The 23812-nt window shown below is 70.6% G+C and carries 31 protein-coding genes; 14 read left to right on the plus strand and 17 right to left on the minus strand.

All coding sequences use genetic code 11. The features are described 5' to 3' along the window. The first annotated feature begins 66 nt into the window (after nt 1-66). Together P8627_RS06095 and P8627_RS06100 are read left to right on the plus strand one after the other, a co-directional pair. Nucleotides 67-342, plus strand: a complete 276-nt coding sequence (locus P8627_RS06095) for a hypothetical protein (RefSeq protein WP_279966804.1) — start codon at nt 67-69, stop codon at nt 340-342. After that, nucleotides 339-614, plus strand: a complete 276-nt coding sequence (locus P8627_RS06100; protein ID WP_279966806.1) for a hypothetical protein — start codon at nt 339-341, stop codon at nt 612-614. The genes P8627_RS06095 and P8627_RS06100 overlap by 4 nt, the downstream gene beginning before the upstream one ends. A gap of 13 nt (nt 615-627) precedes the next feature. Here the strand turns inward: P8627_RS06100 and P8627_RS06105 are convergent, their stop codons facing one another. Then, the gene (locus tag P8627_RS06105) at nt 628-1479 is read right to left on the minus strand and encodes a D-amino-acid transaminase (protein ID WP_279966807.1); all 852 of its coding nucleotides are present in this window, start codon (nt 1477-1479) and stop codon (nt 628-630) included. Nucleotides 1480-1547: 68 nt separating this feature from the next. Here P8627_RS06105 and P8627_RS06110 point away from each other — a divergent pair, with 68 nt between their 5' ends. Further along, nucleotides 1548-2348 carry a M15 family metallopeptidase gene (locus P8627_RS06110; RefSeq protein WP_279966808.1) on the plus strand — a complete coding sequence of 267 codons (801 nt, stop codon included), beginning with the start codon at nt 1548-1550 and terminating at the stop codon, nt 2346-2348. A 9-nt stretch (nt 2349-2357) separates the two neighbouring features. On the opposite strand, the gene P8627_RS06115 is transcribed toward P8627_RS06110, so the two are convergent. Further along, complete coding sequence (locus P8627_RS06115; protein WP_279966809.1) at nt 2358-2723, minus strand: hypothetical protein; 366 nt, start codon at nt 2721-2723, stop codon at nt 2358-2360. A gap of 110 nt (nt 2724-2833) precedes the next feature. Next, nucleotides 2834-3601 carry a precorrin-4 C(11)-methyltransferase gene (cobM, locus tag P8627_RS06120; RefSeq protein ID WP_279966811.1) on the minus strand — a complete coding sequence of 256 codons (768 nt, stop codon included), beginning with the start codon at nt 3599-3601 and terminating at the stop codon, nt 2834-2836. Between the two features lie 17 nt (nt 3602-3618). On the opposite strand from cobM, the gene P8627_RS06125 reads away from it, so the two are divergent. Then, nucleotides 3619-4059: an SgcJ/EcaC family oxidoreductase gene (locus P8627_RS06125; protein ID WP_279966812.1), complete on the plus strand. Its 441-nt coding sequence runs from the start codon at nt 3619-3621 to the stop codon at nt 4057-4059. Between the two features lie 23 nt (nt 4060-4082). Here P8627_RS06125 and cobJ read toward each other — a convergent pair whose 3' ends face one another. From cobJ to P8627_RS06170, 9 genes are all read right to left on the minus strand, one after another. Continuing rightward, nucleotides 4083-5879: a precorrin-3B C(17)-methyltransferase gene (gene cobJ, locus P8627_RS06130; protein ID WP_279966813.1), complete on the minus strand. Its 1797-nt coding sequence runs from the start codon at nt 5877-5879 to the stop codon at nt 4083-4085. Further along, nucleotides 5870-6571, minus strand: a complete 702-nt coding sequence (gene cobI / locus P8627_RS06135; protein ID WP_279966815.1) for a precorrin-2 C(20)-methyltransferase — start codon at nt 6569-6571, stop codon at nt 5870-5872. The genes cobJ and cobI overlap by 10 nt, the downstream gene beginning before the upstream one ends. Further along, nucleotides 6568-7770 carry a precorrin-6y C5,15-methyltransferase (decarboxylating) subunit CbiE gene (gene cbiE, locus P8627_RS06140; RefSeq protein ID WP_279966816.1) on the minus strand — a complete coding sequence of 401 codons (1203 nt, stop codon included), beginning with the start codon at nt 7768-7770 and terminating at the stop codon, nt 6568-6570. Before cbiE ends, cobI begins: the two co-directional genes overlap by 4 nt. Further along, nucleotides 7767-8396, minus strand: a complete 630-nt coding sequence (locus P8627_RS06145; protein ID WP_279966818.1) for a precorrin-8X methylmutase — start codon at nt 8394-8396, stop codon at nt 7767-7769. The genes cbiE and P8627_RS06145 overlap by 4 nt, the downstream gene beginning before the upstream one ends. Nucleotides 8397-8501: 105 nt before the next feature. After that, nucleotides 8502-9710: a sirohydrochlorin chelatase gene (locus P8627_RS06150; protein WP_279966819.1), complete on the minus strand. Its 1209-nt coding sequence runs from the start codon at nt 9708-9710 to the stop codon at nt 8502-8504. Then, on the minus strand, nt 9707-9922 hold the full coding sequence (locus P8627_RS06155) for a DUF6732 family protein (protein ID WP_279966821.1): 216 nt from the start codon (nt 9920-9922) through the stop codon (nt 9707-9709). Before P8627_RS06155 ends, P8627_RS06150 begins: the two co-directional genes overlap by 4 nt. A 186-nt stretch (nt 9923-10108) precedes the next feature. After that, a complete protein-coding gene (locus P8627_RS06160; RefSeq protein WP_279966823.1) occupies nt 10109-10894 on the minus strand; it encodes a DUF3750 domain-containing protein in 786 nt (261 codons plus the stop codon). A gap of 94 nt (nt 10895-10988) precedes the next feature. After that, a complete protein-coding gene (locus P8627_RS06165; protein ID WP_279967413.1) occupies nt 10989-11372 on the minus strand; it encodes an HIT domain-containing protein in 384 nt (127 codons plus the stop codon). A 74-nt stretch (nt 11373-11446) separates the two neighbouring features. Beyond that, nucleotides 11447-13024 (minus strand): DUF5928 domain-containing protein, encoded by a 1578-nt coding sequence (locus tag P8627_RS06170; protein WP_279966824.1) that lies wholly within the window; start codon nt 13022-13024, stop codon nt 11447-11449. A 115-nt stretch (nt 13025-13139) separates the two neighbouring features. On the opposite strand from P8627_RS06170, the gene P8627_RS06175 reads away from it, so the two are divergent. Beyond that, entirely contained in the window at nt 13140-13958 is an 819-nt protein-coding gene (locus tag P8627_RS06175) for a sulfotransferase family protein (RefSeq protein ID WP_279966825.1), read from the plus strand. A gap of 45 nt (nt 13959-14003) precedes the next feature. Here the strand turns inward: P8627_RS06175 and P8627_RS06180 are convergent, their stop codons facing one another. Continuing rightward, nucleotides 14004-14990 carry a 2-hydroxyacid dehydrogenase gene (locus P8627_RS06180; protein ID WP_279966826.1) on the minus strand — a complete coding sequence of 329 codons (987 nt, stop codon included), beginning with the start codon at nt 14988-14990 and terminating at the stop codon, nt 14004-14006. Between the two features lie 103 nt (nt 14991-15093). On the opposite strand from P8627_RS06180, the gene P8627_RS06185 reads away from it, so the two are divergent. Both P8627_RS06185 and P8627_RS06190 read left to right on the plus strand, forming a co-directional pair. Beyond that, nucleotides 15094-15585 (plus strand): SH3 domain-containing protein, encoded by a 492-nt coding sequence (locus P8627_RS06185; protein WP_279966827.1) that lies wholly within the window; start codon nt 15094-15096, stop codon nt 15583-15585. Between the two features lie 71 nt (nt 15586-15656). Then, nucleotides 15657-16394 carry a glycosyltransferase family 2 protein gene (locus tag P8627_RS06190; RefSeq protein WP_279966829.1) on the plus strand — a complete coding sequence of 246 codons (738 nt, stop codon included), beginning with the start codon at nt 15657-15659 and terminating at the stop codon, nt 16392-16394. Here the strand turns inward: P8627_RS06190 and P8627_RS06195 are convergent. Continuing rightward, nucleotides 16387-17112, minus strand: a complete 726-nt coding sequence (locus P8627_RS06195) for a sulfotransferase family 2 domain-containing protein (protein WP_279966830.1) — start codon at nt 17110-17112, stop codon at nt 16387-16389. The two genes, P8627_RS06190 and P8627_RS06195, sit on opposite strands and share 8 nt — an antisense overlap. Continuing rightward, nucleotides 17112-19130 carry a M3 family metallopeptidase gene (locus tag P8627_RS06200; RefSeq protein WP_279966831.1) on the minus strand — a complete coding sequence of 673 codons (2019 nt, stop codon included), beginning with the start codon at nt 19128-19130 and terminating at the stop codon, nt 17112-17114. Before P8627_RS06200 ends, P8627_RS06195 begins: the two co-directional genes overlap by 1 nt. Before the next feature lie 74 nt (nt 19131-19204). On the opposite strand from P8627_RS06200, the gene P8627_RS06205 reads away from it, so the two are divergent. After that, nucleotides 19205-19624, plus strand: coding sequence for a VOC family protein (locus P8627_RS06205; RefSeq protein ID WP_279966832.1), 420 nt, complete (start codon nt 19205-19207; stop codon nt 19622-19624). A gap of 44 nt (nt 19625-19668) precedes the next feature. Here the strand turns inward: P8627_RS06205 and P8627_RS06210 are convergent, their stop codons facing one another. Further along, entirely contained in the window at nt 19669-20151 is a 483-nt protein-coding gene (locus P8627_RS06210) for a pyridoxamine 5'-phosphate oxidase family protein (protein ID WP_279966833.1), read from the minus strand. 241 nt (nt 20152-20392) lie between these two features. On the opposite strand from P8627_RS06210, the gene P8627_RS06215 reads away from it, so the two are divergent. Next, complete coding sequence (locus tag P8627_RS06215) at nt 20393-20953, plus strand: hypothetical protein (protein WP_279966835.1); 561 nt, start codon at nt 20393-20395, stop codon at nt 20951-20953. Next, entirely contained in the window at nt 20950-21327 is a 378-nt protein-coding gene (locus P8627_RS06220) for a hypothetical protein (protein ID WP_279966836.1), read from the plus strand. The genes P8627_RS06215 and P8627_RS06220 overlap by 4 nt, the downstream gene beginning before the upstream one ends. A 13-nt stretch (nt 21328-21340) precedes the next feature. Here the strand turns inward: P8627_RS06220 and P8627_RS06225 are convergent, their stop codons facing one another. Further along, complete coding sequence (locus tag P8627_RS06225; protein ID WP_279966837.1) at nt 21341-21655, minus strand: TraR/DksA family transcriptional regulator; 315 nt, start codon at nt 21653-21655, stop codon at nt 21341-21343. Nucleotides 21656-21790: 135 nt separating this feature from the next. Between P8627_RS06225 and P8627_RS06230 the strand changes: the two genes are divergently transcribed. The 4 genes from P8627_RS06230 (at nt 21791) to P8627_RS06245 (ending at nt 23456) form a co-directional block, all read left to right on the plus strand. Further along, entirely contained in the window at nt 21791-21931 is a 141-nt protein-coding gene (locus P8627_RS06230) for a hypothetical protein (protein ID WP_279966838.1), read from the plus strand. A gap of 22 nt (nt 21932-21953) precedes the next feature. Then, nucleotides 21954-22070, plus strand: a complete 117-nt coding sequence (locus P8627_RS06235) for an EcnA/B family entericidin (RefSeq protein WP_279966840.1) — start codon at nt 21954-21956, stop codon at nt 22068-22070. A 280-nt stretch (nt 22071-22350) separates the two neighbouring features. Next, complete coding sequence (locus P8627_RS06240) at nt 22351-22620, plus strand: PepSY domain-containing protein (protein ID WP_279966842.1); 270 nt, start codon at nt 22351-22353, stop codon at nt 22618-22620. A gap of 146 nt (nt 22621-22766) precedes the next feature. Next, nucleotides 22767-23456, plus strand: coding sequence for a DUF6639 family protein (locus tag P8627_RS06245; RefSeq protein WP_279966843.1), 690 nt, complete (start codon nt 22767-22769; stop codon nt 23454-23456). Nucleotides 23457-23812 lie beyond the last annotated feature (356 nt).

Raw genomic sequence — 23812 nt, forward strand, 5'->3', positions numbered from 1 at the left:
GCCTTGGCGAAGCCGGGCGCATGGGGCATCCTGAGATCACGCAGCCCAAGCCCCGGAGGGCCCGCCATGCTCCGTATCCTGACCGCCCTGACCCTGCTGGCCGCGACCGCGCCCGCCTCCGCGCAGACCGGCGGCGTCGCGAACATCCGCGTCCATCTCGCGCAGGAGCTGCCGATCTACGGCTTTCGCGACGTGGACGTGTCCCGGCTGAGCTCCAGCCAGGTTCTGCAGATCGAGCAGATCATCCATTCCGGGCGCGAGGACAGCAACATCCGCTCGCGCATCGCCACCGTCATCGAGGGCGGGCTCTTGCAGCGGCTGATCTTCGGAGAGCGGCGATGAGGGGCGCGGCGCTGATCCTCGCCGCGGCGCTCTTGGCCGGCCCGGCGGCCGCCGCGCCCGAAACGCAGCTGGAGCGGGGCGTGCAGCAGCGGCTGGACCGGCTGGGCTTCTCCGCCGTCGATGCCGGCAGCTTGACGACCCGCCAGCTGGCCGCGCTGCACCTGGAGCTGCAGGGCAAGCGGCTGATCCCGGGCATCCCGGCGCTGCGGACGCGCGAGCGGGTGCGCGTGATCCTGGGCTGGGACGGGTTCGAGACCTACGTCCGGCGCTGAGCCCGGCGGCCCGTCAGACCGCCTTCTTGCGGCTTTCGTCGAGATAGATCTCGCGCAGGCGGGCCGCGACGGGGCCGGGCGCGCCCGCGCCGACCGGTTCGCCGTCGATCTCCACCACCGGCATCACGAAGGTCGAGGCGGAGGTGACAAAAGCCTCGTCGGCGTCTTGCGCCTCGGCGATGGTGAAGGACCGCTCCTCCACCTTCATCTGCGCCTCGGCGGCCATGCGCAGCACGGCGGCGCGGGTGATGCCGTGCAGGATCTCCTCGCCCAGGTGGCGGGTCACGATGGTGTTGCCCTTGACGATATAGGCGTTGTTCGAGGTCCCCTCGGTCACCGCGCCCTCCTCGACCATCCAGGCGTCGTCGGCGCCCGCGGCGCGGGCCATCATCTTGCCCATCGACGGGTAGAGCAGCTGCACCGTCTTGATGTCACGCCGCCCCCAGCGCCGGTCGGGGATCGAGATCACGCGCATGCCCTTTTTCGCGGCGGGCGCGTCGGCGAGGCCCGGCTTCGCTTGCGTGAAAAGCACGAGCGACGGCCGCGCCTCGGCCGGGTAGGCGAAGTCGCGGTCGGCGGCGCCGCGGGTGACCTGCAGATAGACCAGCCCCTCGTCGATTTCGTTCACGCGGACGAGGTGGCGGTGGATCTCCAGCAGGTCATCCTCGGAGACCGGGCTCTCCATCTCCAGCTCCGACAGGCTGCGCTTGAGCCGCGCGGCGTGGCCCGCGAAGTCGATCAGCTTGCCGTCAAGCACGCTCGTCACCTCGTAGACGCCGTCGGCGAAGAGAAAGCCGCGGTCGAAGACGCTGATCTTGGCCTCGTCCTCGGGGACGTAGGCGCCGTTGACATAGACGGTGCGCATGGGCGGCTCCTTTCTCGCGGGTCGGCCCCTCTTGCGGCGCGCGCCGGGGCCGGTCAAGCCTGCGCCCCATGATGCACCTGACCGAAGGCCCGCTCGCCGCGCTGCGCGACCGCCCGCTCGCGGCCGAGGTGGCGCGCGCCGCCACGCTGCGGCCCGGCTACCGCGATCACCCCGTCGCGCTGGACGATCCGCGCGGGGCCGCGCCGATGGTCGAGCTGCGTGACCACGGGATCGCGGGCGCCAACGCCTATCACGCCGGAAGCGCGCCCTATCACGCGCGCATCGCCGGATCGGTGCCGGACCTTCTGCTGCGCGCGCCGCTGGCCGCGCGGCTCGCCGGGGTGAACGCGCGGCTGGCGCCCTACGGGCTGGAGTTGTGGGTGTTCGACGCGTGGCGGCCGATCGCGGTTCAGAATCATTTCCACGACCACTGGATGCCCGACCGGCTGCGCGCGCTGCATCCCGACTGGGACGCGGCGCGCGTGGCCGCCGAGACGGAACGCTACTGGGCGCGCGGCGCAGCGGGGCCGATCGTCCCCGCCTCGCCGCCGCCGCACGCGACGGGCGCGGCGGTGGACCTGACGATCCGGGCGCGCGGCGGGGCGGAGCTCTTCATGGGCACGATCTTCGACGACGTGTCGGAGGCGTCGAACACCGACCATTTCGAGCCGGAGCCCGCGGGGCTGGCCGTCTCGGCCCGCGAGGCGCGGGCCAATCGAAGGCTGCTCTACTGGCTGATGGCCGAGGCCGGCTTCGCCAACAACCCGACCGAGTGGTGGCATTTCTCGCGCGGGGACCAGATGTGGGCGCGGCTGACGGGTGCGGCGGCGGCATTCTATTCCGTGCCGCCCGACGCGCCGGCCGGCTGAAGCCGCGGATCAGGTCGCGCCGAGATAGCCCGCGGGAGCCTCCGTCGCCCGCTCGTAATCGACGGGGGCGGTGTCGCGCACCGGGGTGGAGCGCTTGAACTCGTAGCGGACGGCGCGACGCCCCGGCTCGCCCGCGACGATGAGCGCGGTGCGCAGGCAGCTCGGGCCCTCGTGGATCTCGACCAGGCCGCGCAGCTTGGGCGCGACGTCGGGCGCGACCTCGAACCCCGCGTCGTCATAAGACAGGATCGGATACCAATCGGCGCCGACCTGGACCCGCAGCTTGCCGCCGCTGCGGCGGCGGTCGCGGGCGCGGGCGGCGATCAGGCCTTCGCGGACATCGCGCGGCAGGGCGAACAGGTCGGAATCGATCATGGCAGCGTCCCCCCGTCAGGCGCCGGGGGAAGCGATTCCCCGCGGCACGTAACGTCTTCAGTCTGCGCGCCGAACGTAACGAGTCAATGAACGGTTCCAGATCCGCGCAATCACGCCTTCGCACGCGGCCGCAGCACATGCGGCATCGCGGGGTCGTAGAGCGCCGAGTCCCGGAAGTCGGCCACCTCGCCCAGCACCGGCCCGACGAGGATCAGCGCGGTCCGCGTGATCTTGGCCGCGCGGACCTTGGCGTGGATGTCCGAGAGCGTGCCGCGCAGGAAGGTCTCGTCCGGCCAGCCCACGCGGTAGGCCACGACGACCGGGCAATCGGCGCCGTAATGCGGGGTCAGCACGCGCTCGATCTCGCGCAGGTTGCGGATGCCGAGATGGATGGCGAGCGTGGCGCCGCTCAGGGCGAAATTCTCCAGCGTCTCGCGCGGCGGCATGGAGGTCGATTTCATGCTGACGCGGGTCAGCACGATGCTCTGGGCGATCTCGGGGACGGTCAGCTCCTGCCCCAGCCGCGCGGCCGCGGCGGCATAGGCGGGGACGCCAGGGCAGATCTCGTAGGGGATGGCGTCGCGCCGAAGCAAGCGGATCTGCTCGGCGATGGCGCCGTAGAGGCTGGGATCGCCGGAATGGACGCGCGCGACATCCTCGCCCCGGCCATGGGCCGCGACGATCTCGGCATGGGTCTCCTCGAGCGTCATGGACGCGGTGTCGCGGACGCGCGCGGACGCGGGCGCCTCGGCCACGACAGCCTCGGGCACCAGCGAGCCGGCATAGAGGCAGACCGGGCAGGACCGGATCAGGCGCTGCGCCTTGAGGGTCAGAAGCTCCGGATCGCCGGGGCCCGCGCCAATGAAATGCACCGTCATGTGCTATGTCCCTTCCCATGGTTCCCGCGCCGTCCGATTTCGTGCCCGCCTTCATCGCCGCCTGGATGGCGCGCGACGGCGACGCGCTGGGCGCGCTCTTCGCCGAGGACGCGGATTTCGTGAACGTCACCGGCATCTGGTGGCGCGACCGGGCGGCCATCGCGAAGGCGCATGGCTACGCTCTGCGCAGCTTCTTCGCGAACACGCGGCTGAGCGCCGGGACCGTGACGATCCGCGACCTGGGCGACGTGGCCGTGATCCACGCGCGCATGGCGCTGCAGGGGCAGACCGCGCCGGATGGGACGGAGGCCGGGGCGCGCAGGACGATCTTCAGCTTCGTGCTGCACCGGCGGGACGACGGCTGGACCTGCGTCAGCGCCCAGAACACCGATGTCGTGCCCGGCGCCGAGACGCATCTGGCACACGGCGGCACCCTCACCCCGACGGACTACCGCTAGGGGCATCACGGGTCCGGAAATACTCAAATCCCGCCCCCGCCTGCCAAATCCCCGCCCGCCATCTTCCGCGCATAGCCGCGCGGCGTGAACATCCGCATGCCGTCGCCCGTCTTCACCAGGCGCGTGTTGGACGAGCCGACGAGCACGACCGTCAGCATGTCCACCTCGTCCACCTCCAGCGCGTCGAGGCGGCGGTAGCGCAGATGCTCTTCCGGTCGCCCTAGCGAGGACGCCAGGAGGACCGGCGTGTCGGGCGGGCGGTGCGCCAGCAGGATGTCGCGCGCCTCGGCCAGAAGGGTGCGGCGGCGCTTGGAGACGGAGTTGTAGAAGGCGATGACGAAATCGCCCGCGGCGGCGGCCTGCAGGCGGCGGACGATGTCGGCGCGGGGCGTCAGCAGGTCCGAGAGCGAGATGGCGCAGAAATCGTGGCCCAACGGCGCGCCGGCGCGGGCGGCCGCGGCCTGCAGGGCGCTGACGCCCGGCGTGCAGACCACCTCGACCCGGCGCGCGGCGTCCGAGACAGCACTGTCGTCGGTCCGCGCCAGCAGCTCGAAGACGAGCGCGCCCATCGCGTAGATCCCCGCATCGCCCGAACAGATCAGCGCGACGTCGCGCCCCTCGCCCGCGCGCTCCAGCGCGTGGCGACAGCGCGCCTCCTCGCCGCCCAGCGGGAAATCGCTGCGCGGCTTGCCGGCGGCCAGCGGGCCCAGCAGGTCGATATAGAGACCGTAGCCCACCAGCTCCTCGGCCTCGGCGATCAGCCGGCTGGCCTCGGGCGTGCGCCACGCGGCTTGCCCCGGGCCGATCGAGACGATGGAAAGCCGGCCGCGCGCCTGGCCCGCCGGCGCGGTGATGGGCGCGGCGGCGCGCGCCAGGGCTGCGGTCGTCATGGCGGTCTTGCGCTTGGCGGCCACGATCTGGCCGCCCGAACAGGCGATGGCCGCCGCCTCGGAGACCGACGGCGTGCCGACCTCGGCGCGCACCACCTCGGAGGGGTTGGGCACGGCGATGGCCGCGAGCTCGGCCGCGGTGAAGGCGCGGAGCTTGCAGCCCAGCCGCGCGGCCAGGGCGTGCATCGCGGGCTCGTCGAGCTTGAGATCCAGCGTGGCGACGGCGGCCACGGCGCCGGGGGCGACGCCCGCGCCTTCGAGCAGCGCCACGGCGTTCTGCCACAGCTCCTCGGGGTCGGCATCGCGCGCGCAGCCCGCGCCGAGGACGTGGCGCTGCGGATGATAGACCAGCCGGTCGGGCCCGCCGGGGACGGGCGCCTCGGTCACGGCGATCTCGGGGCCCTCGCCCCGGGGCAGGTCGAAGAGCGGCTCGCCGGTCATCCGCGCGCCCGCGCCGGATAGAAGCGCGGCCATGACCGGCTTCGCGTCCTCGGGATTGGCGAGGCGGTAGCCCGCCGGCGGCTCGTCCAGCGCGACGCCCAGCGCGACATCGCCCGCCGTCGTCACCGCCGCAGTGCCGCCCAGTGCCTCCGCCACCTGCCGCGCGAGGCGGTTGGCGCCGCGATGGCCGCCCAGGAGCGGCACGACCACGCGCCCGTCATCAGAGACAGAGATCACCGGCGGCTCGGCGGTCTTGTGCGCCAGGAGCGGCGCGACCGCGCGGATCAGGATGCCGGAGGCGCAGACGCCGATCACCGGGTGTCCCGCGGCGAAGAGATCGCGCGCGTGGTCCAGCGCGTTCGCGAAGGTGATCGCGGCCCCGGTGCGGCCCTCGCGGCCATGCAGCGGACAGTCGAGCGCCTCCGCCACGCGGGCCGCCGTCGCCTCCCCCGCGGCGTTCAGGGCCAGCACGATCGGCGTCACAGCCATGGGTCGGTCCCCTTCGCCACGAGGATCATCGAGAAATAGGGCGCATCGTCCGACGCCTCGGCCAAGGGCATCACCCGCTCGGCGCCCAGCGTCGCGCGTTCGACATAGGTGGCCGCATCGAGCAGCCCTTCGGCCGTCAGCAGGGCGCGCAGGCGCGGCAGGTGGCGGCCGACCTTCATGCAGATCACCGTGTCCGCCGCGCGCAGGTGGTCGCGCAGCGCCGCGTCGGGCAGCGGGCCGGGCAGCACGGTCATCACCTCGTTGCGCGCGGCCAGCGGCATCGCGGCCGCGGCGGCGCAGGCGGTGAGCGAGGTCACGCCCGGCACCGTTCGGACCGTGAAGCGGGGGGCGAGCCGGGCGTGCAGATACATGAAGCTACCGTAGAAGAAGGGATCGCCCTCGCAGAGGCAGACGACGTCGTCGCCGCCCTCCAGCGCCGCGGCGATCTCGGCCGCGCCCGCATCATAGGCCGCCTGCGCCGGGGCGCGGTCGCGGGTCATCGGCACGTCCATGCGGATCTCGCGCGCGTCGGGCGCGATCAGATCGGCGGCGATGGCGCGTGCGAAGCTCTCGCCCCCGGCGAGGCTGGGGTAGGCCACGACGCGCGCGGCCTCGATTAGCCGCGCGGCGCGGCGGGTGATGAGCTCGGGATCGCCGGGTCCGAGACCCACGCCGTAGAGCGTGCCGCTCATCGCTTCACCAGGCTCCATTGCGTGACCGGCATGGCGGCGCGCCAGCCGTGGTAGCGGCCCACCGGCTCGGCCCGGTCGACCGAGAGCCGCACCAGATCGCCGCCGTGTCGCGCGTGCAGGTCCAGCAGGACGGCCTCGGATTCCAGCGTCACGGCGTTGGCGACCAGCCGGCCCAGCGGGCGCAGCGCGGCCCAGGCGGCGTCGAAGGCGGCCTCGGACAGCCCGCCGCCGATGAAGACCGCGTCGGGCGCGGGCAGCCCATCCAGCGCGGCGGGCGCCGAACACTCGCGCAGGTCAAGCCGTGGCGCGCCCAGCGCCAACGCGTTCTCGGCGGCCATCGCGCGGCGGTCGGCGCGCGGCTCGATCCCGATGGCGCGGGCCGAGCGGGCGGCGCGCATCCATTCGATCGCGACCGAGCCCGAGCCGGTGCCGATATCCCAGAGCAGCGCGCCCCGCATCGGCATCAGCTTGGCCAGGGTCGCCGCGCGCACCTCGCGCTTGGTCATCGTCCCGTCGGAGCGGAAGAGATCATCCGCGAGGCCCGGCACGCGGGGCAGAAGCGCCGCGTCGGGCGCGGCCAGGCATTCGACGGCCAGCGTGTTGAAGGCCGGCACCGCATGCGCCCAATCGGCGGCGGTGCCGTCGAACCGCGCCTCCTCTGCCCCGCCCATATTGGCGAGCACGGTCATCCGCGACTGCCCGAAGCCGCGCTCGGTCAGGAAGCGCGCAATCTCGGCCGGCGTCTCGGCGCCGGTTGTCAGGATCAGGAGCCGGGCGTCGGGCTGGATGAAGGCGATCATCTGGTGGACGGGGCGGCCGTGGACGGTCAGCGTCTCGAGATCGGCCATCGACCAGCCCATGCGCGCGGCGGCGAGCTGGAAGGCGGAAAGCTGCGGGTGATAGGCGATGTCCCCCGGGTCGATCGCGCGCCCGATCCGCGCGCCGACCGAGAACCAGAGCGGGTCGCCCGTCGCCAGCACGACGACGCGGCGGCCGCGCAGGCCGTGCAGCTGGTCGATCAGCGCGTCGAAGGGATGCGGCCAGGACAGCCGCTCCGCCGTGACGGCGTCGGACAGAACGTGGTGGCGGTCGCCGCCGACGATCACCTCGGCGGCCTCCACCACGGCGCGGGCGGCGGGGGTCAGCCCGTCCATCCCCTCCTCGCCGATGCCGACGATGTGGAGCCAGGGGGCGGTCACTGCGTCCCGCCCGCCGCGAGGATCGCCAGCGCGTTGGCCGCGGCGGAGGCCATGGCGCTGCCGCCGCGCCGACCGCGCAGCGTCAGGAACGGCGCGCGGGGATGGCCGGCGAGTTCGGCCTTCGACTCGGCGGCGCCGACGAAGCCCACGGGGAAGGCGAGGATGGCGGCCGGGGGCGGCGCGCCCTCGTCGATCCGCTCCATCAGGCGGAACAGCGCGGTGGGCGCGTTGCCGACCACGGCGACGGCGCCCTCGGTGTCCCACAGCTCGACCGCGGCGGCGGAGCGGGTGGTGCCCATCTCGCGGGCGAGCTCGGGCACGCGGGCGTCGTTCAGCGTGCAGCGGATGTCGGCGCCGTCGGGGAAGAGCCGGCGCGTCAGCCCCGCGGCGACCATCTCGCAATCGCAGAGGATCGGCCCGCCCGACCGGATCGCGGCGATGCCGGAGGCGGCGACGTCATGGCTGTAGGCCAGCCGGTCGGCCACCTCGACCATGCCGCAGGCATGGATCACGCGGACCGCCATCTCGGCCACGTCGCGCGGGAACCGGTCCAGCGCGGCCTCGGCGCGGACGGTGGCGAAGCTGGCGGCGTAGATCGCGTGCGGGTCGCGCTCATAGGGTCTCACGGCGCGGCACCTGGGCGAGGGGCGGGGCGCCAGCCCCCCGCCCGGCGAAGCCGGATTCCCCCTGAGGTAGTTCCGGCTAAAGTAAAGATGGGCGTCATCATCCCGTCACTTCGCCTTCGCCGTCCGGCGCGCCGATTCCGGGCCGTGCGGGTGATCGGCATGGGGATAGGGCGCGTGATGATGGTGGTCGTGATCGTGATGGTGGTGATGCCCGTCGCCGTGGTGGTGATGGTGATGCGCCGCCTGCGCCTCGAGCCGGCAGAGCCCGGTGCAAAACGTGTCGCAGAGCGTGCAATCGGCGACGTTGGAGCCCGGCGCGGACGCCCCCTGCCCCTCGACATGGTGGTGGTGGCTTTCCTGCACCGCGCCGACCTCGCCCTCGAAGCCCAGCACCTGCGTGCGGTATTTGCAGAGCACGCAGAGCGGCGGCGGCACGGCGCCGAAGGCGGGATGGGTGCGCTCCTCGGGCGAGATGCGCCGGGTCTCGCCATCCTCCAGCGCGAGCACCTGCGCGCGGTACCCGCATTGCCCGCAATTGGGCGGCGGGTTGTCGCCCACCTGCTCCATCACGCGCTCGGCGAAGGTTGCCAGCACCTTCGGGTGGTCGCCGAGATAGCCGGCCTTGATGAATTCGATCTCGGGATGCGCCGCGGCCACGCGGTCGGTGAAGCCGTAGATCCGGTCGATGAGGATGCCGGAAAACAGGAAATACGGAAACACGACGATCCGGCGATAGCCCAGCTTCGCGGCGTGCTGCAGGCAGGGCTCGACCAGCGGGAAGGTCACGCCGGAATAGCCCACCTCCAGCCAGCCGAAGCCCAGCCCCTCGTGCAGCATCCGCGCGATCTTGGCGACGTTGCCGTTGGCGTCGGGATCCGATGCGCCGCGGCCGATCACCACGAGGCAGGTCTCGTGGCGCGGCACGTCCGAGGGCGCGGCGGCGAGCGCCTCCTCGATCCGGGCGGCGGCGGCGGCGATCATCTTCGGGTCGACGCCCAGCTCGCGCCCGTAGCCCACGGCTAGCCCGTGCTTCGCGGCATAGGTGTTGAGCACGGTGGGGATATCGTTCTTGGCGTGCATCGCCGCGAAGAGCATGCCGGGCACGGCGAGGATGCGGTCGCAGCCCTTGGCGCGCAGCCGGTCGAGGCCGTCGCGGATCACCGGGTTGGCGAATTCCAGGTAGCCGTATTCAACCTCCCATTCGGGCGGCAGATGCGCGGGCAGCTTCTCGGCCAGCACGGCGAACTCGTCCACGGCGGATTTGCTGCGCGAGCCGTGGCCGCAGATCATCACGCCGGTTTTGGGACCACTCATGCCGAGGCCTCCTCGGGCGCGGCGGCATCCTCGTCCGCGGGCTCGTCACTCTCCTCGCCGCCCTTCAGCCAGCCCAGCAGCCCGGCCAGCGCGATCGCGCCCAGCCCAGCGCCCAGCACCCAGTGGTCGTGACCGGCCAGATCGGCGACATGCCCCGGATGGGCCTGCGCGGGCGCGGCGAGCAACAGAAGCGGAATGGCGTGGCGCAGCATGGCGGACCTCTCACGAACGGGAGGCCCCCGGGGCAGCCGGGTCAGCGACGATGCCGGCCCCGGACCCCCGGAATGGGTCGGTCGGGACACGTGCCACCTGTCCGGCCCCCGCGGGGGCGTCGTCGCCGTCCTCGCTAGCCGGGCGGACCGGGCGGCGCAACGCGGAATCGCCGGGGGCCGGGCGGCTCAGCCGGGGGGCAGCTCCGCGGCCTGCGCCCGGGGGCTGAGGCCCAGCCGCCCGATCGCGGGCAGCTTCAGCGCCGGGCGCATAATGTCGAGGCCGACGGCCTGGCCCAGCAGGTGCAGCTCGACCCCCGCGCGCGGCCCGACGGTGAAGCCGGCCAGCCCGGAGATCGAGGCATGCAGGTCGCCGCCCTCGTCCAGAACCAGCTGCGGCCCTTCGCCCAGGAAGTCGCGGCCCACCGCGTGCGGCGGCAGGGTCACGCCCAGCTCGGGCAGCTCGCGCAGAAGATGCGCGGTGAAGGTGTTGGAATTCGGGCCCGGGAAGATGCGGTAGGCGTCGGACCCGGCGAAGGGATAGGCGGCGATGGCGGCTTCGAGCCGCGGGATGAGCGTCGCGGCCGCGGACCCGTCGGCGGCGCCGATCACCTGCGGCAGGTTGGAATACCAGCGCGCGTCGGCGGCATAGGCGTCGCGGCGCACCGGCCGGCCCCAGCCCACCACGTCGTGGCGCGTCCAGCGGGCCGCGCCCGCGCGCTTGTGGACGATCCAGCTATGGACCGAGACGGCGCCCTTCGCGCCGCCGGTCCGCGCTGCCATCACGCGGATCGCCGCCCCCGGCACCGCCTGCGCCGGCGGCAGCACGCCCGAGGGGCCCCAATCGGCGTTGCGCCAGCTGTCGGGCCGGTCCTGCAGCGCCCACCAGAGCGAGGCCGCGAACACTGGCAAAAGAAACGCGAGGGTGAAGCCCAGAAGGCTCCAGCGCAGGGTGGCGGCGAGAATGGCGAGCATGGGGGACGGGATCCGGATAGGGGGGCGCCCGGGACGATATGGTGCGCGGGCCCGGGCGGGGAAGCGGCCCCGCCTCACGACCCCGCGAGCGCGCTCAGCCCTCGGCGCGGGCCAGCATCCGGCCCAGCGGGCGGCCGCCGATCAGGTGCAGGTGGAAATGCGGCACCTCCTGCACGCCGTCGCGGCCCGCATTGGTGATCGCGCGGAAGCCCGCGCCGGTATCGGCGGCGATGCCCTGCTCGGCGCAGATCGCGGCGGCGGTGCGGTGGAAATCCACGATCTCGGCATCGGAGGCATTGGCGTGGAAATCATCATAGGTCACGTAGCGGCCCTTCGGGATCACCAGCACATGCACCGGCGCCTGCGGCGTGATGTCGGCGAAGGCGAGCGTGTGTTCGGTCTCGGCGACGGTCGCGTTGGGGATCTCGCCGCGCAGGATGCGGGCGAAGATGTTGTCGTCGTCGTAATCATAGGCCATCGGGGCGCGTCCTTGCTGGGGGCTCGCGCGCAGGCTGGCATCGGGGCGCGGCGGGCTCAAGGCCCGGGCGGCGCTCAATCCGCGAAGAGAAAGGGCGTCGCGGCCAGCGCGGCGCCGGTGTCGGCATCGGTGCCGAAGACCGCGGCGAGGACCGGGGCGATCTCCTCCGCGTCCGCCGTCTCGGCGATGCGGTGGATCTCGGGCAGCTCCGCCTCGCGGATGCGCGTGCTTTCGGAGACGAAATCCTGCGCCACGGCGGGCATCAGGCGGGCCACGGTCGTGTCCGGCGTGCGCGGCCCGATCAGGCCGATCCGCTCGGCATGGCCGCGCAGATAGGCGTCGTCGTAATTGCAGTCGATGAGCAGCGTCCGGACGGTGGCGCGGTCGGCATAGATATCCTCGATCAGGTCGAAATTGACCGGGTCGAGGCAGATCGCCAGCCGGTCCGTCCCCATCTGTCGGAACAGCATCCGCAGCAGCGCGCGGCGATGCCGATGGCGCTTGCCCAGCGTCGATTCGATGCCGCCCAGCGCGGGCATCGGCGTTGCCTCCTCGTCGAAGAGGTAGTCGAGCGTGGGGATCACCTGATGATCCCGCAGGCTTTGCGCCAGCCGCTTGGCCACGTGGTATTTCTTGCAGACCAGCACGACGAGTTCGCGCTCGCGCCCCAGCGTGGCGGCGCGTTCCCAGAAGCGGGGGGCGAAGCGGCGGCCGACGCGGCCGCGCTGGGTCAGGAACTGGAACAGCCGCCGCCCGTCGCCGGCCACCGGGAAATCGGTGCGCCCGCTGGCCCAGAGACTGTCCAGCCGGTCCTTGAGGTCGAAGGCCTCGGGCGAGATCTTGCGCGCGAACAGGAAATCCTGGCTCAGCAGCATGTCGTGGTGGTCGTCGTAGAAGGTCGCCGGCATCCCGTAATCGGTGAACATCAGGAAGGTCGGCGTCCGGCTCTCGATCTCGGCGCGGGGCACGAGGTGGCGCACGAGGGTCTGGAAGAAGGTCTCGTCCGGGATCCAGGTGGTCGAGAAGAAGCGCATCACGGCGCGGTTCGACCGGCAGAAGCCGAGGATCTTCTCGAGCGTGCCGCGGCGCAGGCACCACCATTGCGAGCCGATCATCATCTCGATCCCGCGCGGCACCGACCGCTCCAGCCGCAGCATCTTCTGCAGCTGCATCGCGGCGTAGAAGGCGCGCTTGTTGGAGCGTTCGTTGAACAGGTGGCGATAGATCAGCCGTTCCTCGCGCATGCCGGTCTTGATCCAGCCCGAGGTGTGGAAATCGACGCTCTCGATGTAGTCGACGTCGCGCGCATCGAGGAAGTCATGCGCGAATTCGGCCGACTTGATGGGCCGGCAATCGCCCGAAATCATGTAGAAATGCGTGGCCCGCGGGAACGCCTCCATCGCGGTTTCGACCGTGGCCAGCGTCGCGCGCACGAGGCTCCACTCGCCCCAGCCGCATTTGACGCGCTTGCGCGCGAAGGCGACGTTGGGATTGGCCCGCAGCCCCGCCTCGATCGCGGCATAGGCCGTGGCCGGGGCGCGGGCGTCGAAATGTATCGCGACGTAATCGCCGGTCCGGGTCAGGCCGTCGGCCAGCCGGATGACCGCCTCGGGGTCCTTGTGGCAGAGCAGGATGAAGGCGATCTTGGCCATGGCGCGGGCGGGGTTCTCCGGGCGGTCACACTCGCCCCGCAATAACCGCAGAGTGTGATTGAAGAAACCGCGCAATGCGGGTTTGATGCCGCGACACTGGCAAGAGACGACATCGATGGGCTTTCCCGGAACCTGGATGACCGAAAGCGAGAGCGTGGTTTATCGCGTCGTCCCGAAATGCGCCTGCTCGTCGATCGGGCAGATCCTGTACTATTCCGATCACGGACGGTTCTTCGACGGCGACATCCACGACTCGACCCGCGGCCTGCACAAATGGGCGCAGGAGGAGAGCCAGCCCCTGATCGCGGCCAACGCCAAGGGCCACCGCTCCTACGCCTTCACCTGCGTGCGCAATCCCTACACCCGGATCCTGTCGTCCTTCTTCGACAAGATCGCGGGCATCCAGCGCAACGGAAAGCGCTATCGCGGCAACCTCGTGCCGATGCTGGTGCAGAAATACGGGGTCGATGTGGGCAGCCCCGAGAACGGGTTCGAGTTCGACCAGATCGCCAGCTTCCGGCGGTTCCTGCTCTTCGCGCGCGACACGATCCGGTTCCGCCGCCCGATGGATCCCGACATCCACTGGTCGGCCATGTCGGGCCATGTCGGCACCTTCATCGCCAATGGCGGGCGCTACGACCACGTGGTCTTCACCGAAGCCTTCAATGACGGGATGCAGGTCGTGCTGGACGCGATCGAGACGCCGGTGAAGGTCGACCTGGCCGAAGTGCCGCGTTTCAACGAGAGCGAGGGCCACGGGCCCAAGCGGCAGCACAAGGTGTCGGAGTATTTCGACGATCTGTCGATGCACCTGATCTGGGAAATCTACCACCGCGACTTCAAGCTGTTCCGCTACGATTTCGAGGACCCGGACAACAAGATGCCGAAGGGCGAGGTCGATCTCGACGAGGTGCACGCCAAGCTCGGCGATTGACAGAGGTCCGAATGGCGGCGGTTCCCGCGCGGGCGCCGCCCCCGCTCAGAGCATCGACGGCACGACGAGATCCGGGGGCCGGTGGCCGTCGGCGAAGGTCTGCATGTTGACGAGCATCCGCTCGCCCATTTCCAGCCGCGCCTCCCGCGTGGCCGAGCCCATATGCGGCAGCAGCACGACATTGGGCAAGGCGCGCAGCCGGGGGTTCACGTCGCGGCCATGTTCGTAGACGTCGAGCCCGGCGCCCGCCAGCTCGCCCGCGCGCAGCATCCGCGTCAGCGCGTTCTCGTCGATCACCTCGCCGCGCGACGTGTTCACCACGATCGACTCGGGCCGGAGCAGCTTCAGCCGCCGCGCGCCCAGCAGATGGAAGGTCGAGGGCGTGTGCGGGCAATTGACCGAGACCACGTCCGACATGGTCAGCATCCGGTCGAGACTGTCGTGAAAGGTCGCCTCCAGCGGCTCCTCGAGGCCTTCGTGCAGGCGGCGGCGGTTGTGATAATGGATGCGCATCCCGAAGGCGCGCGCCCGCCGCGCCACGGCCTGCCCGATCCGGCCCATCCCGAGGATGCCGAGAACCTTGCCCGACAGCCGCCCGCCGAGCAGCGCCTCGGGCGCCCAGCCCTCCCATTCGTCGGCCTGCATCCGCGCCATGCCCTCGGGCATGCGGCGGATCACGGCGAGGATCAGCGCCAGGGTCATGTCGGCCGTGTCCTCGGTCAGCGCGCCGGGCGTGTTCGAGACCAGAACGCCCCGCTGCCGCGCGGTGGCCACGTCGATATGGTCCACGCCCGCGCCGTAATTGGCGATCAGCTTGAGCCGGTCGCCCGAGCCCGCCAGCAGCGCGGCGTCGATCTTGTCGGAGAGGCAGGTCACCAGGATATCGGCCTCGCGCATCGCGTCGGCCAGCGCCTCGCGCGGCATCGCGCCATCGGCCTCGGCGAGCCGGGCATCGAAGAGCTCGGTCAGGCGCGCCTCGACCGGCGCGGGCAGGCGTCGCGTGACGACAACACTCAGACGTTTCGTGGGCATCGTGCTGCCGTCTCCCCTTCCGTGACCGCGGGCCATGATGGCAGGGTTGCCCCCACGCGCAAGGGGCGGTCAGACCCCGCGAAGAAAAGCAGGACGGGCAGTCATGCGGATATTGGCGATCGGGGCGCTTCTGGCGGCCCTTCTGGGCGGGCCGCTCTGGGCCGAGACCCGTGGCTCGGTGACGGGCATGGCCCTGCCGCGCTTCGTGTCGATGAAGGCGTCCGAGGGCTATGCCCGCCGCGGACCGTCCAGCACGCATCGCATCGACTGGGTGTTCAAGCGCCGCCACATGCCGCTGCGCGTGGTCGACGAATACGGCCACTGGCGCCGCGTGCAGGACCGCGAGGGCGCGGGCGGCTGGATGCATTACTCGCTTCTGTCGGGCAACCGCACGGTGATCGTCGAGGCCGAGGAGGTCGCGCTCCACCGCCGCCCCCGCCCCGACGCGCCGGTCAGCGCGCGGCTGCAGGCCAATGTCGTGGCCTGGCTGGGCACCTGCGACGCGGGCTGGTGCGAGCTGCAGGTCGAGGGCGCGAAAGGCTGGGCCCAGACCGCCGCGCTCTGGGGCGTGGCGCCGGACGAGCGGCGGGAGTGAGTGCTGGGCAAATGCGGGCACAGCCCCTAGTTCCCCGGCAGCAATGAATGGAATTCTGAATGACCGTGAGAATGAGTATCAGCATTCCTGCCTATGAGATGGCCGGAATGGGCGCGGTGTTTTTGGGCGAGTCTTTCGAAAGACTCACCCGGCAGACCTTCCGGGATTTCGAGGTCGTGGTGTCCGACCAATCCGAGAATGCGGGCGTTCGCGAGACCTGCGCGGCCTACGATGGCCGCCTCGACATCCGCGTCATCGACAATCGCGCCGGGGCGCGCTGCGCCAGCGCAAACGTGAACACCGCGCTGGACGGTGCGGCCGGCGAGATCCGGAAGGTGCTGTTCCAGGACGATCTGGTGGCCACGGATGACGCGCTGGAGAAGATCGAGGCGGCTTTCGCTTCCGGGGACAGCCGGTGGTCGGTTTGCGGTTCGACGACGATCGGCCCGGACGGGTCGCGGGGCCGAGCCCTGGTTCCGCGGTTGACCGAAAGGATGCGCTTCGGCCGCAATACCGTGAGCAGCCCGTCCGTTCTGGCCGTGCATCAATCCGTGCGGACCCGGTTCGACGAGGGTCTCGTCTGGTTGATGGACGTCGATTTCTATGACCGCGCCCAGATCGAATACGGACCGCCTGTCATCGTTCCAGACTGCCTGATCCTCAATCGGATCCACGACGGGCAGGTCAGCGCATCGGTCGACACGACGCTGCGCAAGCGCGAGTTGAAGGAGGTCTTCCGAAAGCGTCCGCCGCGGTTGGGGTCGGTCGCGCATCGGGAATATCTTCGGCAGCGGTTGAAGGCTATCTGATCTTCCGGGGCCAGAGCCGATCCCGGAGCAGACGCCTCGGCGCCCTGGGAGAGGGCCGCGGACGACTGGCCGGGTGGCTTTCCTCAAGGAGATAGCCGAAAAGCTCGAAATCCTTCGCGTAGAGCCGGGCGATCAGGTCCTTCGCATCGGGTTCGAGCGGCTCCTGGCGGGACCGGTAATCGGCGCCCCCGCGGCTCTTGTTGGCGTGGGGGATCACGTGTGACCCGCTCCCAGCGCCATGCTGGCGGGCGAGATAGTCCGCCACCGCATCCAGGCCGTCCTCGAGGCGGAACACCTTGGATCCGGGCCGGACGAGGTCTGCCCCGGGCCGGACGTGGTTGTCATGCGCGAACGGATCCTTCGCCAGAAGATCGGGAAGGCTTCGGATCCAATCATTGAAGCCCATGTCCGCCACGATCCCGTCTCCGTTTCCGAAGGCGTAATCGTAGGCGCTGCGAAGCCGCGCGACGGGATGCCGGACGACGGCGAAACTCGACGAGATCCATCCCGGAGGGATCAGCTTTTCCAAGGAGCCCATGTCGACATGCTGCGGCGAACTCTTCGTCCAGCGCCGCGTCGCGTCATCGAAGAAAAAGGACGAATTCAGAAAGGCCAACTCCCCGAAGCGCGCGGCGAGATGGCTTTCGACCGAAGCGCCACCGCATTTCGGAACGTGGCAGAACATGTGGATCTCGCCGCCGGCGCGATAGAGAGGCATCAGGCCGCCTCGTCCAGTCCGCGGCCCTTGAGGAGGGCCTCGACGCCCGGCAGGCGGCCGCGGAAGCGGGTGTAGAGCTCGGCCGCCTCGACCGAGCCGCCGCGCGACAGGATGTTGGCCTCCAACGCCCGCGCGAGGTCTGCGTCGAACGGGTCGCCCGCCTCCTCGAAGGCGGCGAAGGCGTCGGCATCCATCACCTCGGACCACATGTAGCTGTAATAGCCCGCGGAATAGCCGTCACCCGAGAAGACATGCGCGAAATGGGGCGTGGCGTGGCGCATGCGGATGGCGCGCGGCATGCCCAGCGTCTCCAGCACCTCGGCCTGTTTCTGCATCGGATCCGCGGGCGCCGGCCCGTCGTGGAAGGCGAGGTCCACCAGCGCCGAGGCCACGTATTCCACGGTCTGGAACCCCATGTCGTAGGTCGCCGCCCGCAGCAGGCGGTCGCGCAGGTCTTCGGGCATCGCCGCGCCCGTCTCCGCATGGGTGGCGAATTCGCCCAGCACCTCGGGCACGTCGAGCCAATGCTCGTAGAGCTGGCTGGGCAGTTCCACGAAATCGCGCGCCACGCTTGTGCCCGAGACCGACTGGTAGGTCACGTCCGACAGCATCTGGTGCAGCGCGTGGCCGAATTCGTGAAACAGCGTGCGCGCGTCGTCATAGGACAGCAGCGCCGGATCGCCCTTGGCGAAGTTGCACACATTGACGACGATGGGCCGCACCTCGCCGTCGAGCCGCGATTGCGAGCGCATGGCCGAGCACCAGGCGCCCGAGCGCTTGGAGGCGCGGGCGAAATAGTCGCCCAGAAAGACGGCGACATGCGCGCCCTGCCGCGTCACCTCCCAGGCGCGCACGTCCGGGTGGTAGAGCGGCAGGTCGAGCGGCGTGAATTCCAGGCCGAACAGCCGGTTCGAGACGGCGAAGGCCGCCTCGATCATGCGGTCGAGCTGGAAGAAGGGCTTCAGCTCCGCCTCGTCGAGATCGTGCAACTCGAGCCGCCGCTTCTCGGCGTAGTAGCGCCAGTCCCAGGGCTCGAGCGGACCGACGATGCCGTCCTCGCGTGCCATTCGGGCCAGGTGCTCGGCATCGCCCAGCGCGGCCTTCCGGGCGGGGCGCCAGACCTCCATCAGCAGGTCGCGCACCGCGTCGGGCGTGCCGGCCATTTCGGTCTCCAGCTTGTAGGCGGCGAAATTCGCGTAGCCCAGAAGATGCGCGCGCTCCTCGCGCAGCTTGAGGATCTCGGCGGCGATGGCGCGGTTGTCGGTCTCGCCCCCGTTTTCACCGCGTGCGACCCAGGCCTCGTAGGCCTTCTGCCGTAAGTCGCGGCGGGGCGAGAATTGCAGGAAGGGCACGATCAGCGAGCGGTTCAGCGTGACAACCGCGCCCGGGCGATCGCGATCCTTGCCGGCGGCGCGGGCCGTGCGGATGACGAAATCGGGCAGGCCCCGAAGGTCGTCCTCGGAGAGGTCCATGAACCAGTCGCGCTCGTCCGCCAGCAGGTTCTGGGCGAAGCTTGTCCCCAGCGTGGCCAGGCGCGATTTCACCTCGGTCAGGCGCGCCTTATCGGCCCCTTCGAGCGCCGCACCCGAGCGCACGAAGCCGCGCCGCGTCAGCATCAGGACGCGCGCCTGCTCCTCGGTCAGATCGAGTGCGTCGCGGTCCTGCCAGAGCGTCTCGATCCGGTCGAACAGCGCGCGGTTGTTTGTGATCTCGGAGCCGTAGGCCGAGAGTTTCGGCGCCATCTCGCGCTGCAATTCCTCGCGCGCTGGCGTGCTGTCGGCCCCGGCGAGGTTGTAGAAGACGCCGGCCACGCGGTCGAGCGTCCGGTCCGCGCGTTCCAGCGCGTCGATCGTGTTGGCGAATGTCGGCGGCTCGGGATTGTCGGCGATGGCGGCGATAGCGGCGCGGCCCTCCTCCATCGCGGCGTCGAGCGCGGGGCCGAACTGCGCGTCCGCGATGGCGTCGAAGGGCGGCAGGCCGTGCGGGCCGGTCCAGTCGTCGAGCAGGGGATTGGTCATGGATGTCTCCTTCGCGGCAGAAGCTAGGCCGGGCACCGGGGCGTTGCTAGGGTCGGGGCAAAGAGGAGAGCGAAATGAGCTGGTCGATCCACCACGTGAACCTGCAGGCGCGCGACGTGCGGCGGGCCGCGGCCTTCTACACCGAGATCCTGGGCATGCGGAAGGGGCGCTGGGCCTTCCCCGAGACGCGCGGCTACCTGCCGGGCGATCCCGACAAGCTGGCGCTGATGGGCGACGGGCGCGACGGGCATTCGGGCCTGCACTTGATCGCGCCCGATCCCGATTTCGCGGAGAAGAACGACCTCGCCTTCAACCCGTCGGTCGGCGGCCATGTGGCGTTTCGCGTGGACGATCTGGATGCGGTGATCGCGCGCCTGCGCGCGGCGGGCATCCGCCATTCGGTCACCGGGGAATTCGCGATCCCGGGCCTGCGCCACGTCTATACGGAGGACCCGGAGGGCAATCTCATCGAGATCAACGGCCCCGTGAAATAGCCGCCGTTTGAAGGTGGCCGGGCGCTTCCGCCCGGCCCGCAACATCAGTCGAGGCGCACATGCGCCTTCTTGTCCTCAGCCTTGTCCTTCGGGTCGCGGCCCATCAGCGACAGGATCCCCGCCGCGAGGGTCGAGCCATCCTCCCACAGCTCCGCCTCGCGGGCGTCGAAGCGGATCAGGCGCAGCTTGGGATCGTCCTTGCCGTCATACCAGGCGGCGACGGCGGGGTTCCACAGCCGCTCCACCCGGGCAGGATCGGTGTCGAGCGACAGCGTCCCCGAGGCCGAGGCCCAGAGGTCCCAGCCCTTGTTCACGAAAGTCATCATGCCGGGCTTGTTGTTGGCGGCGAGCACCCGGCCCAGGTCGCTGTCGGTCGTGCCGAAGAACCAGAGCGGTCCCGAATTGTGGTCGCCGTCGACGATGGCGGTCATCGGGCGCGGCGGGGCGCCCTCGCATCCGAGGAACACCGTCTTGTCGGAGCGCAGGTGCTTCCAGAACTTCTCTTCGATCTTGGCGGCGTCGGTCATGTGAATCGCTCCTTCGGGACTGTTCGTGCGTGTTCGGTGAGGGCAACGCGCCCGCACCCCTCAAGGTTGCGCGCATCCGGACCGGACGCGATTCGCCCGGCCCGGCTCGCGGCGCGCAAGCCCCCGCGAGGTCAGGCTTTCCTGACCTGCCGCGCGGCCCCCTGATCTGCTATGATGGGTTCACGCTCGAGCCCTGCATCCCTGTTCCCGCGCGCCTGCGCCGGTCCCCGGAGGTCGTGCCATGCTGTTCAACGCCGTCATCCTGTCCATGGCCATGCTGGCCGCGATCCTCGCGATCGGCGGCGGCCTGATGGTCCTCGCCCGCCAGCAGGTCGTGGTCGACGAGAAGGGCCATGTCAGCCAGATCGAGATCCCGTTCTTCGGCAAGCTGTCGACGAATTACCCCTCGCTGGTGGCGATCATCGCCGGCATCGCGCTGGCCTACGCCACGATGTCGCGCCTGGTCATTGAGCCGCAGATTCCGACTCTGCCGCTCTCGGCGCAGGTCACATTCGAGGGATTGGCCGAGAACACGCCCGTCTTCGTGAACGCCGTGCCGCAGAGATACCTGCGCACCGCGACCGTCGTGGGCACCGGCGAGACGCCGCACGAGATGATCCTCGAGGTGGACGAGCCGGGCCCCTACACCGTGATCGCCTATACCGTGACCGGCGTCAGCCCGGACGGGCGGCCGATCTTCACCCTCACGCAAGGCCCCGCGCGACGCGGCGACGGCCGGTTCGAATTCTCGGGCCGGCTGATCAAGGCCCTGCAGGAGGCCGTCGAGGAGGACCAGCCATGAGACGGACGATCTGGATCGCGGCGCTCATAGGGTCAGTGGCGACATTGGCCCCGGCCGCGCGGGCCGAGACGATTCTGCGCCTTCTGACCAGCGGCGGCGTGCCGGTGCAGGGCCTGCCGGTGGTGATCGAGGACGGGACGCAGTCCACGGTCGCGATCACCAATGCCGAGGGCGATCTCGAACTGCCGCCGACCCTGTCGGCGCGGGCCGAGCTGGTCGTGCCGACCGGCCGGGCCGAGGCGCCGGTCCTGCGCCGCAACCTGCTGGAGATCCTCGAGGATCCCGCCGACGGCGTCGCCGCGTTCGGCCGCGCCGCCACGGGACAAGCCGGGGCCCAGACCACTGGATTGCGGATCGAGGCGATCGAGCGCTGAACGCGCCCGGGTCTCACTCGCCGCGGGCGCAGGTCCGGCAGAGCGCGGCCGTGGGCACGGCCTCCAGCCGCTCGGGCGAAATCGCCTCGCCGCATTTCCCGCAGATCCCGTAGGTCCCGTTGTCGATCCGCGCGATCGCGGCGTCGATGGCGCGGATCTCGTCGCGGTCGTGCTGGCCCAGCGACTCCAGCACCTCGTCTCCCTGTCGCTCCGAGGCGCGGTCCTCCCAATCCTTCGGCGCGGGATCGTCGAGCTGGTCCTCGATCCGCTCGAGGTCGCCGGTCAGTTCCGCGCGGCGGGCGAGAAGGCGGGTGCGGGCATCGGTCATGGGATCCTCCGTTTCGTGCGAGAGTGGCGCGCGCTCGAAAGGCGCGCGTTGATTTGCGTCAAGCCACGCGGTGCCTTGCGCCCGCGGGGCGGCTTGTCGATAGTCGGGGCGAACCCGCAGACCGGAGCCGACCCCATGACCCGCAAGACCCTGACCCTCCTGGCCCTCCTCGCCTTCGCGCCACTGGCCTCGGGCTGTGCCGCCGTGGCCATCGGGGCGGGCGGCGCCATCGTCGCCGACACCATCGCCGAGGAGGAAGGCGGGAACCTGTTCTGACCCGCCGCCAGAGGAGCCTAGCATGATCCGCATCTCCGTCATCCTGTCGCTTGTGATGACCCTCGCCGCCTGCGAGACGACGCGCGGCTTCGTGCGCGACGCCGAGAACGTGGGCCAGGCGCTGGCGCGGGGCGGCTGAGGCGCGGCCTGGCGGTCGCAGCGTCTCCGCCTACGCGATCGGGGGGGGGGAGCGCGTTTCGTTGCTGGAAACAGTGATTTCCTGTATGGCTTGATCGTCCCCGCGGGAGCGCTTTCACGCCCGCCCGGACTGCGACCCGCAAGACGCCATGCCGCGACGCACGCGCCCGCGACGCACCTGATCGGTGCGACCGGTCGGACCTTGTCGCACGCCCCGCCCGGGCATCCGCGGCCCGCCGGGACGCGGCGTCCTGTCCATCTCCGCGGATGGGAGATTGACGATGTCACGCTTGTTTTCGACCCTTCTCGCCCTGTCGCTCGCCACGCCCTTCGCCGCCTCGGCGCAGGCGGTGAACGTGATGCCCGACTCGAGCTACGACGCGATCGCCTCGAAGCTGCTGATGAGCGGCTACAAGGATCTGCGGCTGGTCAGCGCCGAGGACGGCCTCATCAACGGCTTCGACAAGGAGGGCAGCGAGGTGATGATCGTCGTCGACCCGGAGTCGCGGAAGGTGCTGCGCACGATCAACGTCCACAAGACCGACGACTAAGGGCCGAGCGGCGCGCCCCCGCCGGGACCGCCGGGGGCGCGTGTCGCGCGGCGGTGCGGCGGGCCGATTGATGCAGCGCAAAGCGGGCGGCGGGCGCGACTGCTAGCCGGTGATAACGCAGGGCAGTCAAGGGTTTGGGCCGATCGATGACGCGTCGCAGATGGACCGCCCTTTCGCTTTTTACCGTCTCGATCCTCGTAGCATCGCCGGCACTGCCGCAATCGCGCACCTGCGACGCGCCGAACGCGTCGGTCACGGTCGGCGACGGGGACGCGGCCGCGCTGATCTGCGACGCCGCCCGGGAGGCGGCCGGGATCTTCGCGGCCTGCGGCCTGCCGGACATCCCGGCCTCCGTCCGCATCGAGACCGTCGACGCCTTCGAGACCGATTGCGCCGGCATCTATCACTGCGGGCGCGGCCTCATCGAGGTCCTGTCCCCGGCGGCGCTCGCGGCCCGGGACCTGCCCGACGGGGCGTTCTCGGACCTGAGCCCGGAGGCCTATTTCCGAAGCGTCGTCGTCCACGAGCTCGCCCATGCCGCGACCGACGGGATGCCCTGTCCCTACGAGAGCTGCGTCGCCAGCGTCGAATACGTCGCCTACGCGATGCAGGTGAAATCGCTGGGCCCCGCCGCGCAGGCCGGCTTCGAGACCGCCGCCGCCATCGACCGGGCCGTCGCGCTCGAAGAGCTCAACCCGATGATCCTCTTCGTGGCCCCCGACCGCTTCGCGCAACGCGTCTGGACGCATTTCACGCAGCAGGACGACCCCTGCGGCTTCGTCCGCCGGCTGGTGGCGGGAGAGGTGGTCCTGGACCACGGGTTTTTCGATCCGTGAGGGGGCGCAGCTGCTCGCGCGCAGCGGGCCGCTGGCGGTCCCGAACGGCGAGCTGCGCACCGAGTTCGCCGCCGACGGGGTGGTCGAGGAAGAAGGGGGGAACCTGTTTTGACCCGCTTCATCATCGCCCTGCCCGTGCTGTTCGGACTGGACGCCTGCGACGACACGGTCGGCGGCTTCATCGAGGACCCGGAAGAGTTCGGCGACGCGGTCGCGGATACGATCTGAGGGTTGGGCGGATTTGCGTATCAGGCGCTCCTGGTGAGAGCCGAGGGCGCTTCATTTTATGTGTGTCCAATTGTTTCGCTGCATGGAGCGAAGGAGCAAGCCTAGTGCCACGGCCCGTCGCATTTATT

Origin of the sequence: Jannaschia sp. GRR-S6-38 (genome assembly GCF_029853695.1) — a bacterium.
Lineage (GTDB): Bacteria > Pseudomonadota > Alphaproteobacteria > Rhodobacterales > Rhodobacteraceae > Jannaschia > Jannaschia ovalis.

Coding starts and splice junctions, on each gene's coding strand:
- P8627_RS06125 (WP_279966812.1), top strand. CDS start 3,619: ATGGTTCCCGCGCCGTCCGATTTCGTGCCCGCCTTCATCGCCGCCTGG.
- P8627_RS06160 (WP_279966823.1), bottom strand. CDS start 10,894: ATGCTCGCCATTCTCGCCGCCACCCTGCGCTGGAGCCTTCTGGGCTTC.
- P8627_RS06105 (WP_279966807.1), bottom strand. CDS start 1,479: ATGCGCACCGTCTATGTCAACGGCGCCTACGTCCCCGAGGACGAGGCC.
- P8627_RS06165 (WP_279967413.1), bottom strand. CDS start 11,372: ATGGCCTATGATTACGACGACGACAACATCTTCGCCCGCATCCTGCGC.
- P8627_RS06155 (WP_279966821.1), bottom strand. CDS start 9,922: ATGCTGCGCCACGCCATTCCGCTTCTGTTGCTCGCCGCGCCCGCGCAG.
- P8627_RS06245 (WP_279966843.1), top strand. CDS start 22,767: ATGACGCGTCGCAGATGGACCGCCCTTTCGCTTTTTACCGTCTCGATC.
- cobM (WP_279966811.1), bottom strand. CDS start 3,601: ATGACGGTGCATTTCATTGGCGCGGGCCCCGGCGATCCGGAGCTTCTG.
- P8627_RS06110 (WP_279966808.1), top strand. CDS start 1,548: ATGATGCACCTGACCGAAGGCCCGCTCGCCGCGCTGCGCGACCGCCCG.
- P8627_RS06175 (WP_279966825.1), top strand. CDS start 13,140: ATGGGCTTTCCCGGAACCTGGATGACCGAAAGCGAGAGCGTGGTTTAT.
- P8627_RS06095 (WP_279966804.1), top strand. CDS start 67: ATGCTCCGTATCCTGACCGCCCTGACCCTGCTGGCCGCGACCGCGCCC.
- P8627_RS06215 (WP_279966835.1), top strand. CDS start 20,393: ATGCTGTTCAACGCCGTCATCCTGTCCATGGCCATGCTGGCCGCGATC.
- P8627_RS06200 (WP_279966831.1), bottom strand. CDS start 19,130: ATGACCAATCCCCTGCTCGACGACTGGACCGGCCCGCACGGCCTGCCG.
- P8627_RS06205 (WP_279966832.1), top strand. CDS start 19,205: ATGAGCTGGTCGATCCACCACGTGAACCTGCAGGCGCGCGACGTGCGG.
- cobJ (WP_279966813.1), bottom strand. CDS start 5,879: ATGGCTGTGACGCCGATCGTGCTGGCCCTGAACGCCGCGGGGGAGGCG.
- P8627_RS06180 (WP_279966826.1), bottom strand. CDS start 14,990: ATGCCCACGAAACGTCTGAGTGTTGTCGTCACGCGACGCCTGCCCGCG.
- P8627_RS06150 (WP_279966819.1), bottom strand. CDS start 9,710: ATGAGTGGTCCCAAAACCGGCGTGATGATCTGCGGCCACGGCTCGCGC.
- P8627_RS06190 (WP_279966829.1), top strand. CDS start 15,657: ATGAGTATCAGCATTCCTGCCTATGAGATGGCCGGAATGGGCGCGGTG.
- P8627_RS06170 (WP_279966824.1), bottom strand. CDS start 13,024: ATGGCCAAGATCGCCTTCATCCTGCTCTGCCACAAGGACCCCGAGGCG.
- P8627_RS06210 (WP_279966833.1), bottom strand. CDS start 20,151: ATGACCGACGCCGCCAAGATCGAAGAGAAGTTCTGGAAGCACCTGCGC.
- P8627_RS06185 (WP_279966827.1), top strand. CDS start 15,094: ATGCGGATATTGGCGATCGGGGCGCTTCTGGCGGCCCTTCTGGGCGGG.
- P8627_RS06240 (WP_279966842.1), top strand. CDS start 22,351: ATGTCACGCTTGTTTTCGACCCTTCTCGCCCTGTCGCTCGCCACGCCC.
- P8627_RS06195 (WP_279966830.1), bottom strand. CDS start 17,112: ATGCCTCTCTATCGCGCCGGCGGCGAGATCCACATGTTCTGCCACGTT.
- cobI (WP_279966815.1), bottom strand. CDS start 6,571: ATGAGCGGCACGCTCTACGGCGTGGGTCTCGGACCCGGCGATCCCGAG.
- P8627_RS06225 (WP_279966837.1), bottom strand. CDS start 21,655: ATGACCGATGCCCGCACCCGCCTTCTCGCCCGCCGCGCGGAACTGACC.
- P8627_RS06115 (WP_279966809.1), bottom strand. CDS start 2,723: ATGATCGATTCCGACCTGTTCGCCCTGCCGCGCGATGTCCGCGAAGGC.
- P8627_RS06235 (WP_279966840.1), top strand. CDS start 21,954: ATGATCCGCATCTCCGTCATCCTGTCGCTTGTGATGACCCTCGCCGCC.
- P8627_RS06230 (WP_279966838.1), top strand. CDS start 21,791: ATGACCCGCAAGACCCTGACCCTCCTGGCCCTCCTCGCCTTCGCGCCA.
- P8627_RS06220 (WP_279966836.1), top strand. CDS start 20,950: ATGAGACGGACGATCTGGATCGCGGCGCTCATAGGGTCAGTGGCGACA.
- P8627_RS06100 (WP_279966806.1), top strand. CDS start 339: ATGAGGGGCGCGGCGCTGATCCTCGCCGCGGCGCTCTTGGCCGGCCCG.